The following is a 14449-nucleotide window of genomic DNA, read 5'->3' on the forward strand; positions in this document are numbered from 1 at the left end:
GGCGCGCTCAGGAAAAGGCGCCGGCCACCACGTTGACCGAGAGCGCCAGCACCATCATGTTGAAGGTGAACGCCAGCACGCTGTGGATCAGCGTGATGCGGCGCATCTCCTTCGACGTGGCCTGCACGTCGGAGACCTGCGAGGTCATGCCGATCACGTAGGAGTAGTAGAGAAAGTCGAAGTAGTCGGGGGCGTCGTCCTTGCCCGGAAAGTCGAGGCCGCCGTCGGGCCTGCCGCTCTTCTGGTCGATGTAGTAGCGGTGCGCGTAGTGGAACGCGTAGATCGAATGCATCATCAGCCACGACCCCGCGAGCGCCACCAGCCCCAGCGCGACGTGCGCCACGCGCTCCCAGCCGTCGAGCTGCCTGACCTGCTGCAGCAGCATGGCGATGGCCACCACGCTCACGCCCACCGCCACCAGCATCGACACCAGGATCACCACGTTGGGCTGGTCCAGCGACTGCGCGCGCTCGCGCGTGCGGCGCGCGTCGAAGGTGTCGGCCAGCCACCAGGTGAGCACCTGGTAGACCAGCACGCCGGCGCACCAGCCGGCCAGCCCGCGCGCCATGCCGCTCATGGGCCAGGGCACCATCGCGACCGCGGCTCCCACCAGGCCGCCGTACAGAAGACGCTGCGGACCGGTGGTGGTGGAGAGGTGTTCTTTCATGCGGGCACTGTAGCGCCGTACACGCGCATGTGCCGGCAAAAAACGCGCATTCAGCTACCGTCAAGAAAGTCCTACACGCACAGCCGCATTGCGCGCATGTAATCGAACACGCGCCGCTATTAATTTGTCGGTCGACTCCAGGGAGCCGCCCCCGGATGCCACATGCGTCTTAACTAAAACCCCCGCCAACGCGCATGTGCCCGAGGCTTTTCTTTTCCATCCGAAGGATCCATTTCATGTTGCAGCTCCACTCCCGTCCTTTCGACTGGACCGTCCGCTTCGGCGCCATCGGCGCCCTGCTTGGCACCGGCTTTCTGTTTGCCGCCTCGCCCGCCCTTGCCGATCCGTCGCCGGCACTGGACCGCTTCAGCTTCTCCGTGGGCGGCTACAACGCCGATCCCAAGTTCAATGCCTCCGTCAACACGCCCTACGGCTCGCTGCAGTCGGGCGACCTCAAGCCCGGCCGCGTGACCATGCCGCGCGTCAGTGCCGACATGCTGATCGGCGACAGCCAGGGCATTTCTTTCGACTACTACCAGTACAAGCGCGACTACTCGGGCGGCATCGCGAGCAACAACACCTTCGGCAGCTTCGGCTCGCTCAACACTTTCGGCAACGCCAACATCAGCACCAAGCTCGACTTCGCCAAGCTGTCGTACAAGTGGTGGATCGGCACGGGCAACACGGTGCTGGGCCTGGGCGCCGGCGCGGCCTACTACCGCGCCACGCTGGGTGCGAGCGCCAGCGCCATCGTCAACGGACAGGTCGGCACCTACAGCCAGAGTTCGAGCGACAACGCGATCGCGCCGCTGCTGGAAATCGGCGTGCGCCATGCCATCACTCCCGACCTGCGGCTGTTTGCCGATGCCTCCGGCGTGTGGAAGAACGGCGGCCGCTTCCACGGCAACATCTACAACGCCTCCGCGGGCGTGGAGTGGTTCCCGGTGAAGAACGTCGGCGTGGTGCTCGCCTACAACGTGACCAACATCGACCTCACCCGCGACGCCGACTTTGCGGACACGCGCCTGAAGGTGCGGCTGCAAGGCCCGTCGGCTTTCCTGAAGGCCCGCTTCTAGGCACAGCCAGGGCGGCTGCGCGCAGCCAGTCTTCGCAAGACGCGACGTCGGGGCCAGCCTTAGGCTGCGCCCCAACGAACGAAGAACGGAGACATACAGCATGCCTGCAGCCACGACCACGGCCGTCACCGGCCTCGCGCCCTCGTCGGCCCCGCGCTTTCATGCGCGCATTTCGCGCATCGCGCTGGGCGATGTGATCCACCGCTGCGCGCGCCGCTTCGGCGAGCGCACGGCGCTGATAGAGGGCGAACATCGCCTGTCCTACCGCGCACTCGACGCAGCTTCGAACCGCTTCGCGCACCACCTGCTGGGCATGGGACTCCCCAAGGGCGAGCGCGTGGGCATGCTGTGCAACAACTCGATCCAGATGGTCGTTGCAATGCTGGGCATCCAGAAGGCCGGGCTGGTGTGGGTGCCGATCAACACCGCGCTCTCGGTGGACGCCATCGGCTACATCCTTGCGCATGCCGAAGTGCGGCATGTGGTGATCGACACCGCGCTGCAAGCGAAGCCCGAGCTGCGCGAATTGCTGCAGTCCACGGGCGTGTCTGCCCTGCTGTGCGTGCTCGACGGCGACACACCGCCGCCGGGCATCCCGACCGTGCCACAGGCCATCGCGCAAGGGCCCGAAACGCTGCCCGACGTGGACATCGACAGCACCGACCTCGCGCTCATCATGTACACCAGCGGCACCACCGGACGCCAGAAGGGCGTGATGCATTCGCATGCGTCGGTGCATTCGGTGCTGCTCAGCAACATGGTCGAGTGGGGCAGCAGCCCGGAGCGCGCCGATGTGTGGAGCAGCGTGCTGCCGCTGTTCCATTGCGGCCAGCACACGGTGCTCATGTCTGCGCTGTCGGTGGGTGGCGCGGTGGTCGTGCTGCGCGGCTTCGACCCCGGCGCGATGCTCGCCGCCATCGAGCGCCACAGGATCACGGTGGCCGTGGGCCTGCCGATGATGTACGGCGCGCTGTTGGCCCATCCGCAGCGCGCGGCACGCGACCTGTCGAGCCTGCGGCTTTGCGTGTATGCGATGGCGCCGATGTCGCGCACGCTGCTGCTGCGCCTGCTCGACGAGTTCTGCCCCGACTTCGCGCTGGTGTCGGGCCAGACCGAGATGTACCCCGGCGCCACCATCTTCGAGGCGAGCGAGCAGCGCAAGCGCTTCGGCTCCTACTGGGGCGTGGGCACGCTGGTGAACGAGGTCGCGGTAATGGGCGACGACGGCGAACTGCTGGGCCCGGGGCAAGTCGGGGAGATCGTCTTTCGCGGGCCCAACGTGATGCTGGGCTACTACAAGGATCCGGAGGCCACAGCCAATGCACAGCGCTTCGGCTGGCACCACTCGGGCGACCTCGGGAAGATGGACGACGACGGGCAACTGATCTTCCTCGACCGGCTGAAGGACATGGTGAAGTCCGGCGGCGAGAACGTGCCCTCCATCAAGGTCGAGGAAGTACTGCTGCGCCACCCGGGCGTGATGAACGCCGCCGTGGTGGGCCTGCCGCACGAGCACTGGGGCGAGGCCATCACCGCCTTCGTGACGCGCCGGCCCGACGCGCCCGCGGACTTCACCGAAGACGCGCTCACGGCGCACTGCAAGGAGCACCTGGGCGGCTTCGAGGTGCCCAAGCAGATCATCTTCCTGCCCGCGTTGCCGATGACGTCCACCGGCAAGATCCAGAAGTTCGAACTGCGCAAGGCGCACCGGGACAACTACACGCGCGGCTGACCGGCGGCTTGCAGCAGCGTCGTGCGCACGTCTTTCTTCAGCACCTTGCCCACCTTGGAACGCGGCAGGTCGAGCCACACCTCGATCTGCTTGGGCGCCTTCACGCTGCCGATGCGCGACTTGACGAAGGCCTTGATCTCTTCCACGTCGACCTGCCGCCCCGCATGCAGCTGCAGCACGGCCACCACGCGCTCGCCCCACTTCTCGTCGGGCAGGCCGACCACCGCGCTGTCCTGAACGTCGGGGTGCTGCATCAGCGCCTGTTCCACCTCGGCGGAGTAGACGTTGAAGCCGCCCGAGATGATCATGTCCTTGGCGCGGTCGACGATGTACAGGTAGCCGTCGGCATCGAGATAGCCGATGTCGCCCGTGTGATGCCAGCCGAAGCGCCGCGCTTCCTCGGTGGCGCGCGGGTCTTTGTAGTAGCCCTGCATCACCAGCGAGCCGCGCACCACGATCTCGCCGCTTTCGCCGGCGGGCAGCAGCGCGCCGTCGCCATTCATCACGCCCACTTGCACCAGCGGGCCTGGACGGCCGGCCGATGAAAGCCGATGGCGCGCGACCGTGCCGTCGGCGTTGAAGTGCTCGCGCGGCGACATCATCGAGATCATCATCGGCGCCTCGGTCTGGCCGAATAGCTGCGCCATGACGGGGCCGATCTTCTGCAGCGCCTCTTCGAGCCGCGCGGCGGACATGGGCGCGGCGCCATACCAGAAGCATTGCAGCGAATCGAGCTGCGTCGAGGCGAGCTCCGGATGCTGCAGCAGCATGTAGATGAGCGTGGGCGGCAGGAAGGTGTGGGTGATGCTGTGCGACTCGATGAGCCCGAGGAACTCGCCCAGGTCGGGCCTGGGCATGATCACCACCCGCCCGCCCAGCGCCATCACCGGCAGGCACAGCACGCCGGCCGCGTGCGTGAGCGGCGCAAGCGCGAGGTAGGCGGGCCGGCCTTCGAAGGGATAGCCCATGAGCGTCAGCGCCGACATCGCCTCGAGGTTGCGGCCCGAGAGCATCACGCCCTTGGGCTGGCCGGTGGTGCCGCCGGTGCCGGCGATCATGGCCACGTCGTCGGGCGGCGGGATGTCGATGGGCGAGTCGTCCAGCCCTTCGAGCCAGTCGTCCAGCGAGGGCGCGAAAGGCTGCCGCCCGTCGAGGCACACCAGCGCCCGCAGCTTGGGCAGCCGCGGGCGCATCTGGCCGACCATGTCCGCGTAGTTGCCGTGAAAGAGCAGGCATGCGCAGTCGAATGCGTCGAGCACGAAGGCGTTCTCGCTCGCCTCGTTGCGCGGGTTGATCGGGCACCACACGCAGCCCGCGCGCGAGATGCCGAACACCGTGGCGAAGGCCGTCGCGTCGTTGCTCGACAGCACGGCCACCTTGTCCCCCGGCCGCACGCCGGCGCGCTGCAGGCCGCGTGCCACGCGCCAGCTGATGCGCTGCACCTGGGCATAGCTCAAGTCGGTGGCGCCCAGGGTCAGGCACGGCGCATGGGCGCCCAGCTGGGCGCCCTTGTCGAGGTAGTCGACGAGGCGCATGGAGTCAGCCCAGGCGCGTGAGCGCCGGCTCCTGCACCAGCCCGAAGCTGCGCAGCGCACCCAGCAGCTCGCGATGCCCGAAGGCCTGGCAACCCGAAGCGAAGCCGGCGCGCCTGGGCGGCTGCTGCAGCAGCGAGGCGGCGGCATAGGCCTGCAGCAAGCCGGTCTGCTTGTAGTTGCAGTTGCCGAAGATCACGCAATGCACACGGCCCAGCGGACCGGAGGCATGCACCGAATCGACGGACTTGTTGATGCGCGGGTTCTCGCGCGGAGGCATGGTGTTCATCACGCCCGCCGCCGTCTTGGCCAGGGCGGCGTAGCGGTCTTCATCATTCATGCCTTCGGTGGCCTTGAGCGCGGCGGCGACGATCTGCGGCACGCCCTGCATCAGCGCCTTGTTGAAGACACCACCGAGCACCTTCACGTTGGCCACGCGCGGATCGCGCTTGAACCACACCGGGTGCGAGGTGCCGCCCCATGGCAATGCCAGCGCCGCTTCGTGCTGGCCCGGAATCGACAGGTGGTACAGGCCCGCGTCGGGTTGCCATTCAACGTACTCGTTCTGCTCCAGGTAGTAGGCCTTGGACGTGGCCGCATTGACCAGGATGGTCTGGGTAGAGGCGATGGTCGGGCTGCCGCCCCAGAACACAGCGATGTCCAGCGTGTCGAGCCCTGGCGTCTCCAGGCACAGCTGCGCTGCGATCTCGCCGGTGGTGTACATCTGCGCCAGGCCCGGCGAGAGCAACAGGCCGGCCTTGGCGAACTTGTCGCCCCATTCACGCTCGAGCGTGATGAGCCAGTCCTGCTCGCCGGTGGTGTCCGTGTAGTGGCATCCGGCGGCCAGGCAGGCTTCGACGACTTCGGCGCCGAACCTGGCAAAAGGCCCCACCGTGTTGAGCACCACCGATGCGCCGGTGAAGAGCTCGGTGAGTGCGCCTGCCGAATGAGCCACCTCCACCACCTCGTAGTTCGCGGTCTCGATGCCGGGCACGTTCGACTTCATCGCTTCTTCCACCTTTTGCGCGCTGCGGCCCGCTGCAATGAAGGGGATGTTGTACTCGCGCAGGTACTCGCAGATCAGGCGGCCGGTGTAGCCGGAGGCGCCGTAGACGACGACGGGTTTCTTCTTGCTGCTGCTCATGCTGTGTCTCCTTGTTCGTGCCGTTCACATGCCCATGCCGCCGTCCACCGCAAGGCCGGCGCCGGTGATGAACCGGGCCGCGTCGCTGCAGAGGAAGACCACCACGTCGGCCATGTCGCCGACCTCGCCCAGGCGCCCGAGCGGCGTCTGGCCGACCACGTCGCCCACGGCCGCCTCCACGCTGGGCGCGAGCCCCGCGGCCACGATGTCGTTGGCGAGCTTCATGCCCATGTCGGTGGGCACCAGCCCGGGGTAGATGCAGTTCACTCGCACGCCGTAGCCCAGCTTGCCCGACTCCATGGCCGCCACGCGCGTGGCGCGGTCGACCGCCGACTTGGTGGCCGAATAGCCGGCGATGGCCGGAAACGCGATGGTGGCCGCGACCGAAGCGATGTTGACCACCGCCCCGCCGCCGCCCGCGCTGCCGCCGGGGCGCATCGCGCGGAACGCGTGCTTCATGCCGAGCAGCGTGCCGGCCACGTTGACGTCGAGCATGCGGCGAAGGTCGTCGCCGTCGACGTCGATCACCAGCGAGGTGATCTCGATGCCCGCGTTGTTGACGAGAATGTCGAAGCCGCCGAGCTCTTTCACCGTGGTCTCTGTGGCCGAGGCCCAGTCGCCGTCTTTCGTGACGTCGAGCGGGACGAAGCCCACCTTCGCGCCTGAGGAAGAAAGCCGGGTGGCTGTTTCCCGCCCCAGGTCGGCGAGCACGTCGCCGATCATCACGGACGCACCTGCCGCAGCCAGCGCTTCTGCAATGCTCGCGCCAATGCCGCGCGCACCGCCCGTCACGAGCGCACGGCGCCCTTTCAAGTCGAACTTGGCCATCACTTGTCTCCTGTGGGTATGTTTGTGAGATGGAACGGCCATGCTAGAAATCGACTTGACGTGTGTCAAGGATTTATTTGACGAGTGTCAAGACTCCATAGAATGGCATGCGTGACACGCCGGATGCGGGTTCTCCCGCTTGCGTGCTATGGTTTGCAATCAACACGGGTACAGGGGGCCGGCATGCATGCGGCCCGTTTTGAAATGACGACAGAACAACGCGTAAAGAAGCAAGCGGAGCGGGTGCCCAAGGCGAGGATCGACAAGTTCTCGGAGCGGCGTGCGGAACTGGGCGAGGCCGCGCTCACCACATTGGCCGCGCTGGGCTATGCGCGCACCAGCCTGCGGGAGATCGCGCAGAACTCCGAGTTCTCGCACGGCGTGCTGCACTACTACTTCAGCGACAAGATCGACCTGATCATCTGCAGCGTCAAGCAATACAAGGCACGCTGCGTCACCCGCTACGACCATGCGGTCGACAGCGCGAACACCTGCGAAGAGCTGATGGAAGGCTTCCTGCAGAGCCTGGCCGACACGCTGCGCGACGAAGGCCATGTGCACCGCCTCTGGTACGACCTGCGCTCGCAGGCGCTGTTCGAGGAAGCATTCCGCTCCGATGTCGTGCAGATCGACAAGAGCCTGGAAGACATGATCTGGCGCATCATGAGCCGCTTCGCCGAGCTGTCCGGCGAAGACCCAGGCATGACGCCCTCGGCCACCTACGCGCTGTTCGACGGGCTGTTCCAGCAGGCGCTGCTCAAGCATCTTTCGGGCGACGCCGGCGCCGTGGCCGCCATGCAGGCCGACGTGCGGCAGTCCATCGTGCGGCTGTTCTCGCTGCCCGCCAAGGCCGCGCCGGCGGCACGCAAGCGCACTGCCGCCGCCAAGGCGCTCTAGGGCTTCGGTTTTTTCGCAGCTGCAGCGGCAGCCGCGCCCGCCACGAAGCGCGCGCCCTGCCACTCGCCGCTCTCGCACAGCGTGCGGACCACCTCGCCGATCAGCGCGCACACCGCGCGCTTCGCATTGGTCGTGGGCAGGTGCACCGACACGCACAGCCCCAGCGTGCGAAACATCGCAGGCGATGTGATGCGGTGGGCCGCCAGTCGCCCTTCCTTCATTTCGCGCTGCACCAGGCCCAGCGGCATGATGGTCGGCCCGAGCCCCGCCTCGACCGCTGCCTTCAGCGTGTAGACCGAATTGATTTCCGCCGCCACGCGCGCCGGTGGATGGCCCGCCGCCTCGAGCAACCCGTCCACCAGCCAGCGCGTGCAGTGGCCGTGCGCATTGGCCGGCCACACCAGCGGGCGCGCAGTGGCCTGCTCGATGCTCACGTCGCCGGGCGGCAGCGCATGCGGGCTCTGCGGCGATTCGAGGAACACGAAGTCTTCTTCCACCAGCGGCGTGAAGGCGATGTCTTCGGCCGGCATGGTCGGAGAGAACATCGCCACGTCGACCCGGCCGCGCAGCAACTGGTCGGCCATGTTGCCGGTGAGCTCTTCGTTGAGGTGCAGCACCACGTCGGGGTAGCGCCGGGCCGCCGCGCGCATGAGCGGCAACGCGATCATGGGCGACACGCTCTGCGGCAGCGCCGCCACCACGGAGCCGGCCACCGAATCAGCCGCGACATGCACCGCGGCCCTGGCGTCGCTGACCTGCTTGGTGATGCCCTGCGCGTACTCGTAGAACACCTTGCCCGCCTCGGTCATCGCCACGCCGTTGCGGCTGCGCAGCAGCAACGAGGCGCCGAGCTCGCCTTCCAGCTCGGCCATCTGCTTGCTCAGCGCCGACTGGGCAATGAAGAGTTGCTGCGCCGCGCGCGAGAGGCTGCCGCAGTCCACGATGGCGACGAAATACCTGAACTGGCGCAGTTCCATCCGCATATCTCCGGCCGCGCGTTGCGGGGGTGCGGAGCGCGGCCGGTCATTCTAGGTCGGGGGTATGCGGGCCTCGGTAGCGCGTGCGCTCATGCGCCGACGACTTTGCCGGGATTGAAGATGTCGTGCGGGTCGAGTGCCTGCTTGATCGACCGCATCAGCGCCACGCCGTGCTCGCCGTGTTCCTCGGCCAGGTACTTCATCTTGTGCATTCCCACGCCGTGCTCGCCGGTGCAGGTGCCGCCGTGGCGCAGCGCGCGATGCACCAGCCGGTGGCTGAAGGCTTCGGCGGCTTCGTTCTCGGCCGCGTTGTGCGGGTCCACCAGCACCAGGCAATGGAAGTTGCCGTCGCCGACATGGCCGAACACCGGAACCAGCAGGCCATGCTCGGCGATGTCGGCCTGCGTTTCGTCGATGCACTGCGCCAGCGCCGACAGCGGCACGCAGGCGTCGGTCGTCAGGCTGCGGCTGCCTGCCTTCAGCTGCAGGCAGGCGAAGTAGGCGTGATGGCGCGGCGTCCACAGGCGCGAGCGCTCTTCCTGCCGGTTGGCCCACTGGAACTCGCCGCCGCCGTGGCCGGCCGCGATCTCGCGCACGATGCCGGCCTGTTCGTCGATCTGCGTGCGGCTCGCGCCGAACTCCAGGAACAGCGTGGGGCTCTCGCCGAGCGTGGTGCGGCTGTGCGCGTTCACGGCGCGAATGGTCAGCGCGTCCAGCATCTCGGCGCGCGCGAGCGGCACGCCCATCTGGATCGACTCGATCACGCAATCGACCGCGGCGCGCACCGACGGAAAGTTCACCACCGCCGCGGCATATGCCTCAGGGTGCGGATGCAGCCGCACCGTGGCCTCGGTGATGAGCCCCAGCGTGCCTTCCGAGCCGCAGTAGAGCTGCGTGAGGTTGTAGCCCGCCGAACTCTTGCGCGCCCGCGAGGCAGTGCGCACCACGTCGCCGTTGGCCGTGACCACCGTGAGGCTCACGAGGTTGTCGCGCATCGTGCCGTAGCGAACGGTGTTGGTGCCCGACGCGGCCGTCGCCACCATGCCGCCGATGGATGCATCCGCGCCGGGATCGACCGAGAAGAAAAAGCCGCTCTCCGTCAGCGCCGCATTCAGCTGCCCGCGCGTCACGCCTGCTTCGACCGTGGCCGTGAGATCGCCCGGGCGGATCGCCAGCACCTTGTTCAAGCGCGAGAAGTCGATGCACACGCCGCCCTCCACCGCCAGCAAGTGCCCTTCCACCGACGAGCCCACGCCGAAGCCGATGACCGGCACGCGCTCGCTCGCGCAGGCCCGGACCACGAAGGCCACTTCTTCCGTGCTGCAGACGAACACGACCGCGTCGGGCGGCTGCGGCGGGTAGGTCGATTCGTCGGTGCCGTGCTGCTGCAGCACGGCGCTGCTGGTGGAAAAGCGATCGGCGAACTTGCGCTGCAACAGGGCGAGCAACTCGGGCGACGGGGAACGGCGCATTCTGGAACGCGCGGGAGTGCCTGCGACGGAGTCCATGGAGATTCCTTCAGGGCTGCGCCGAAGCGCGCCCGGGCTTGACGAACAACACCAGCACCGCGCCAGTCACCAGCAGTGCAGCGAGCATGTACAGGCCTGCATCGGTGCTGCGCGTCGCATCCTTGATGAGGCCGATGAGAAACGGCGCGCTGAAGCCCGACAGGTTGCCGAAGGAGTTGATGAGCGCAATGCCCGCCGCCGCAGCGGCACCGCCGAGAAAAGCCGTCGGCATGCCCCAGAAAACCGGGAACGTCGACATGATGCCCATGGTGGCGAGTGTGAGGCCGGCCATCGCGAGCACCGTGTTGCCGTGGAAGACCACGCTCAGCACCAGGCCGAGCGCACCGACCACGGCGGCCAGCGCGCTGTGCCAACGGTACTCGAGCCGGCGGTCGGCGCTGCGCGCCATGAAGTACATCGCGATCACGCCGAAGGTCCACGGAATCGCGCTGAGCAGCCCGATGTCGAGCGCCCCCGTCACGCCGATGGCCTTGATGATGCTCGGCAGCCAGAACGAGATGCCGTAAAGCCCCGAGGTATAGGCGAAGTACACCAGCGCCAGCAGCCACACGCGGCCGTTGCCCAGCACGCCGAGGATGCGCGGCTGCGCCTTGCCGGCGTCTTCCCGGGCGATGTCGCGCGCGATGAGTTCGCGCTCGGCGGGCGTGAGCCACTGCGCGTCTTTCACGCGGTCGTCGAGGTAGCGCCACACCACCAGCCCCAGCGCCACGGTCGGCAGGCCCTGCAGCAGGAACAGCCATTGCCAGCCGGCCCAGCCGTGGACGCCGCTCATGCCCTGCAGGATCCAGCCCGACAGCGGGCCGCCCAGGATGCCCGCGAACGGAATCGCCGCAAGGAACAGCGAGGTCGCCTTGCCGCGGCGCGCGGCCGGGTACCAGTAGGTCAGGTACATGATGATGCCGGGGAAGAAGCCCGCCTCGGCCGCGCCCAGCAGGAAGCGGATCACGTAGAACGACATCGGCGAACTCACCAGCATGGTGGCCGCCGACAGCACGCCCCAGGTGATCATGATGCGGGCGATCCAGCGCCGCGCCCCCACCCGGTGCATCACCACGTTGCTCGGCACCTCGAACAGGAAGTAGCCGATGAAGAAGATGCCCGCGCCCAGCCCGTAGACCGCCTCGCTGAACTGCAGGTCGCCCTGCATCTGCAGCTTGGCGAAGCCGACGTTCACACGGTCGAGGTACGCCACGATGTAGCAGACAAAGAGCAGCGGAATCAGCCGCCAGCCGACCTTGCGGTAGACCGCATCCGCAGTGCTGTCGAAGTACCCGCCATAGGGCTCGGCCGCGGTGGAGGTGGAACTCATGGGCGCTTCTCTCTTTCCTTGCTTCGGTCTGTATTCGTGTTGTCGGCAACCGATGGTCGCGGGCGGCCCGGCATCGCCGCTGCGGGTTTACACGCAAGATTCATATGGATTGAAGATCGGTGCATCTCCGAACGAGATTGCCCGTGCGATCATTTTCAGAACCTCACGTGCGCCTTCGCGCCTTCCGTACATGCCTCCCTTCAACGCCGCCTACCGGCAGACTTTGCTTGCCGGCCGACTCACCCTGGGCCTGATGACGCCCGTGGCCCGCGCCAACGGCGCCATGGCCGACCCCGAGGCGGAGCGCGAAGTTGCCGCCCTCGCCGACCGGCTCGGCTTTGCCGCGCTATGGACGCGCGATGTGCCGGTGATGGTGCCGCAGGGCGATGAGATCTCGGTGCTCGACGAACCCTTCGTGTGGCTCGCGACGCTGGCCGGCGCCACGCGGCGCATCGCGCTGGGCACGGCCGCGGCGGTGCTGCCGCTGCGCCATCCGCTGCATGTGGCCAAGGCGGCGCTGTCGCTGAACCGGCTGTCCGGCGAGCGCTTCATCCTCGGGCTGGGCTCCGGCGACCGCGAGGCCGAGTTCGCCATCTTCAAGCAGGACATCGCGCTGCGCGGCGACGCCTTCCGCGAGCGCTGGAACCTGGTGCGCTCGGCACTCTCGCCCGATGAAGCCGGCCGCGCTGCGCTGCGCGAAGCCACCGGCGGGCACGACCTGATGGCCCCGCCCGCCGAACGCATCGGCATGCTGGTGGTGGGCTCGGCGCGCCAGTCGCTGCAATGGACCGCCGCCCATGCCGACGGCTGGGCCACCTACCACCGCGACGAAGCACGCCAGCAGGGCCGCATCGGCCTTTGGCAGACCGCGCTGCGCGAGCGCGCGGACGGCGAGGCCAAGCCTTTCATCCAGTCGCTGCAGATCGACCTGCTCGAAGACCCCGCCGCGCCGGCCGAGCCCATCGAACTCGGCCTGCGCACCGGGCGCGATGCGTTGGTGGCCTATCTCGACCGCATGGAGGACGCTGGCGTCGCGCACGTGCTGATGAACGTGGTGCGCGGACCTCGGCCCGCCAGGGAGGTGGTCGAGGAACTGGGGCGCGAGGTGTTGCCGCGGCTGCAAGGCCACGCACGCACGCCGACGGCCTGACCCGGGCAGAATCCGGCGCTTGCAGTTTCCGCGAACCCAAGGACATCACCCATGACCGATCTCTCGAGCTTCCCCATCACGAAAAAATGGCCCGCGCAGCATCCCGAGCGGCTGCAGCTGTATTCGCTGCCCACGCCCAACGGCGTGAAGGTGTCGATCATGCTGGAGGAAACCGGCCTGCCCTATGAGCCGCACCTCGTGAGCTTCGAGACCAACGACCAGATGTCGCCGGAGTTCCTTTCGCTCAACCCGAACAACAAAATCCCCGCCATCCTCGACCCCGAAGGCCCGGGCGGCAAGCCGCTGGCGCTGTTCGAGTCGGGTGCGATCCTGGTGTACCTGGCCGAGAAGACCGGCAAGTTCATTCCGCAGGACGCCGCCGGCCGCTACCAGACCCTGCAGTGGGTGATGTTCCAGATGGGCGGCATCGGCCCGATGTTCGGCCAGCTCGGTTTCTTCAACAAGTTCGCCGGCAAGGACTACGAGGACAAGCGCCCGCGCGACCGATACGTGGGTGAGTCGAAGCGCCTGCTCGGCGTGCTCGACAAGCACCTCGCGAACCGCGAATGGATCATGGGCGACAGCTACACCATCGCCGACATCGCCACCTTCCCGTGGATCCGCAACCTCGTCGGCTTCTACGAGGCCGGCGAGCTGGTGGGCTTCAAGGACTTCGCGAACGTCGCGCGCGTGCTCGAAGCCTTCGTGGCGCGGCCCGCCGTCGTCAAGGGACTGGGCATTCCCAAGCGCGGCTGAACGGGCAGCGCTCATCGGCGCCCTCATGTCACCAGCCGACGCCCCCCTTCCCCTTCCTCCGGGCGAAATCCACCTCTGGTTCTGCCGCCACGGCGAATCCGGCGATCCTGCGCTGGAGGCGGCCTGCCGTGCGCTGCTCGAACCTCATGAACTTGCGCGGACCGCGCGCTTCCACTTTCAGCGCGACCGGTATCGCCACCTGCTGACGCGGGTGCTGGTGCGCACGGTCCTGTCGCGCTATGCGACGGTGCGGCCGCAGGACTGGCGCTTTGCCGAGGGCGGCTTCGGCCGCCCCCGTATCGCAGAGCCGATGACGCAGGCCGCCGACGGGTTGGATTTCAACCTGAGCCATACCGACGGGCTGATCGTGCTGGCGCTTGCGCGAAATCTCGAGATGGGTGTCGATGCCGAGAACCTCGGCCGCACCGCCTCACTGGAGCTCGCCGACCACTTCTTCTCGCCGGCCGAGGCGAAGGCGCTGGCCGCGTTGCCCCCTGAACGGCGCGCACATCGCTTCTTCGAGTTGTGGACCTTGAAGGAGAGCTACATCAAGGCGCGCGGAATGGGCCTGCAGATCCCGCTCGACAGCTTCGGCTTTGCGCTGGACGATGCCCACGACAGCATCGGATTCGCGCTCTGGGGCGACGCACGCGGCGACAGCGCACCGCATCGGCATTTCTGGCAACTGAGGCCTACGCCCGAGCACCTGGTTGCCGTCTGCGCCGCCACCGAGGGCAGCGGCATGCGTCTCGTGTGCCGCGACATCGCGCCGCTGCATTGGGAGAGGCCCCTCGATATCCGGGCGGTGCGCAGCGGTGGATCGGCGGGCATCTAGAATTCCGCCCCTCTCCC

General features: G+C 67.6%; 13 protein-coding genes. 6 read left to right on the forward strand and 7 right to left on the reverse strand.

Annotation, left to right across the window (positions count from 1 at the left end):
* Nucleotides 1-7: 7 nt before the first annotated feature.
* Complete coding sequence (locus ACQY8B_RS15725; protein ID WP_422087563.1) at nucleotides 8-667, reverse strand: DUF1345 domain-containing protein; 660 nt, start codon at nucleotides 665-667, stop codon at nucleotides 8-10.
* Between the two features lie 236 nt (nucleotides 668-903).
* Between ACQY8B_RS15725 and ACQY8B_RS15730 the strand changes: the two genes are divergently transcribed.
* Complete coding sequence (locus ACQY8B_RS15730) at nucleotides 904-1743, forward strand: hypothetical protein (protein WP_422087564.1); 840 nt, start codon at nucleotides 904-906, stop codon at nucleotides 1741-1743.
* 100 nt (nucleotides 1744-1843) lie between these two features.
* Complete coding sequence (locus tag ACQY8B_RS15735; RefSeq protein ID WP_422087565.1) at nucleotides 1844-3475, forward strand: class I adenylate-forming enzyme family protein; 1632 nt, start codon at nucleotides 1844-1846, stop codon at nucleotides 3473-3475.
* On the opposite strand, the gene ACQY8B_RS15740 is transcribed toward ACQY8B_RS15735, so the two are convergent.
* From ACQY8B_RS15740 to ACQY8B_RS15750, 3 genes are read right to left on the reverse strand one after another with little or no spacing between them, the layout of a single operon-like run.
* Nucleotides 3460-5010 (reverse strand): AMP-binding protein, encoded by a 1551-nt coding sequence (locus ACQY8B_RS15740; RefSeq protein WP_422087566.1) that lies wholly within the window; start codon nucleotides 5008-5010, stop codon nucleotides 3460-3462. The two genes, ACQY8B_RS15735 and ACQY8B_RS15740, sit on opposite strands and share 16 nt — an antisense overlap.
* 4 nt (nucleotides 5011-5014) lie before the next feature.
* The gene (locus tag ACQY8B_RS15745; protein ID WP_422087567.1) at nucleotides 5015-6151 is read right to left on the reverse strand and encodes a DUF5938 domain-containing protein; all 1137 of its coding nucleotides are present in this window, start codon (nucleotides 6149-6151) and stop codon (nucleotides 5015-5017) included.
* Nucleotides 6152-6175: 24 nt separating this feature from the next.
* Complete coding sequence (locus ACQY8B_RS15750; RefSeq protein WP_106935146.1) at nucleotides 6176-6979, reverse strand: SDR family NAD(P)-dependent oxidoreductase; 804 nt, start codon at nucleotides 6977-6979, stop codon at nucleotides 6176-6178.
* 204 nt (nucleotides 6980-7183) lie between these two features.
* Here ACQY8B_RS15750 and ACQY8B_RS15755 point away from each other — a divergent pair, with 204 nt between their 5' ends.
* On the forward strand, nucleotides 7184-7876 hold the full coding sequence (locus tag ACQY8B_RS15755) for a TetR/AcrR family transcriptional regulator (RefSeq protein WP_422087568.1): 693 nt from the start codon (nucleotides 7184-7186) through the stop codon (nucleotides 7874-7876).
* Here the strand turns inward: ACQY8B_RS15755 and ACQY8B_RS15760 are convergent.
* The 3 genes from ACQY8B_RS15760 to ACQY8B_RS15770 all read right to left on the reverse strand — a co-directional run bounded on the left by ACQY8B_RS15760 (nucleotide 7873) and on the right by ACQY8B_RS15770 (nucleotide 11691).
* Entirely contained in the window at nucleotides 7873-8853 is a 981-nt protein-coding gene (locus ACQY8B_RS15760; protein ID WP_422087569.1) for a LysR substrate-binding domain-containing protein, read from the reverse strand. The genes ACQY8B_RS15755 and ACQY8B_RS15760 overlap by 4 nt on opposite strands.
* Nucleotides 8854-8942: 89 nt before the next feature.
* Complete coding sequence (locus tag ACQY8B_RS15765) at nucleotides 8943-10361, reverse strand: FAD-binding oxidoreductase (protein WP_422087570.1); 1419 nt, start codon at nucleotides 10359-10361, stop codon at nucleotides 8943-8945.
* A 10-nt stretch (nucleotides 10362-10371) separates the two neighbouring features.
* Nucleotides 10372-11691 (reverse strand): MFS transporter, encoded by a 1320-nt coding sequence (locus ACQY8B_RS15770; RefSeq protein ID WP_422087571.1) that lies wholly within the window; start codon nucleotides 11689-11691, stop codon nucleotides 10372-10374.
* Between the two features lie 190 nt (nucleotides 11692-11881).
* On the opposite strand from ACQY8B_RS15770, the gene ACQY8B_RS15775 reads away from it, so the two are divergent.
* Genes ACQY8B_RS15775 through ACQY8B_RS15785 form a run of 3 tightly spaced genes read left to right on the forward strand, consistent with a single transcriptional unit; the run spans nucleotide 11882 to nucleotide 14432 of the window.
* Nucleotides 11882-12841 carry a TIGR03571 family LLM class oxidoreductase gene (locus ACQY8B_RS15775; RefSeq protein WP_422087572.1) on the forward strand — a complete coding sequence of 320 codons (960 nt, stop codon included), beginning with the start codon at nucleotides 11882-11884 and terminating at the stop codon, nucleotides 12839-12841.
* A gap of 51 nt (nucleotides 12842-12892) precedes the next feature.
* A complete protein-coding gene (locus ACQY8B_RS15780) occupies nucleotides 12893-13597 on the forward strand; it encodes a glutathione S-transferase N-terminal domain-containing protein (RefSeq protein WP_422087573.1) in 705 nt (234 codons plus the stop codon).
* Between the two features lie 25 nt (nucleotides 13598-13622).
* Nucleotides 13623-14432: a 4'-phosphopantetheinyl transferase family protein gene (locus tag ACQY8B_RS15785; protein WP_422087574.1), complete on the forward strand. Its 810-nt coding sequence runs from the start codon at nucleotides 13623-13625 to the stop codon at nucleotides 14430-14432.
* Nucleotides 14433-14449: the final 17 nt, after the last annotated feature.

It is taken from the genome of Variovorax sp. (assembly GCF_965279555.1).
Classification (GTDB): Bacteria; Pseudomonadota; Gammaproteobacteria; order Burkholderiales; family Burkholderiaceae_C; genus Variovorax.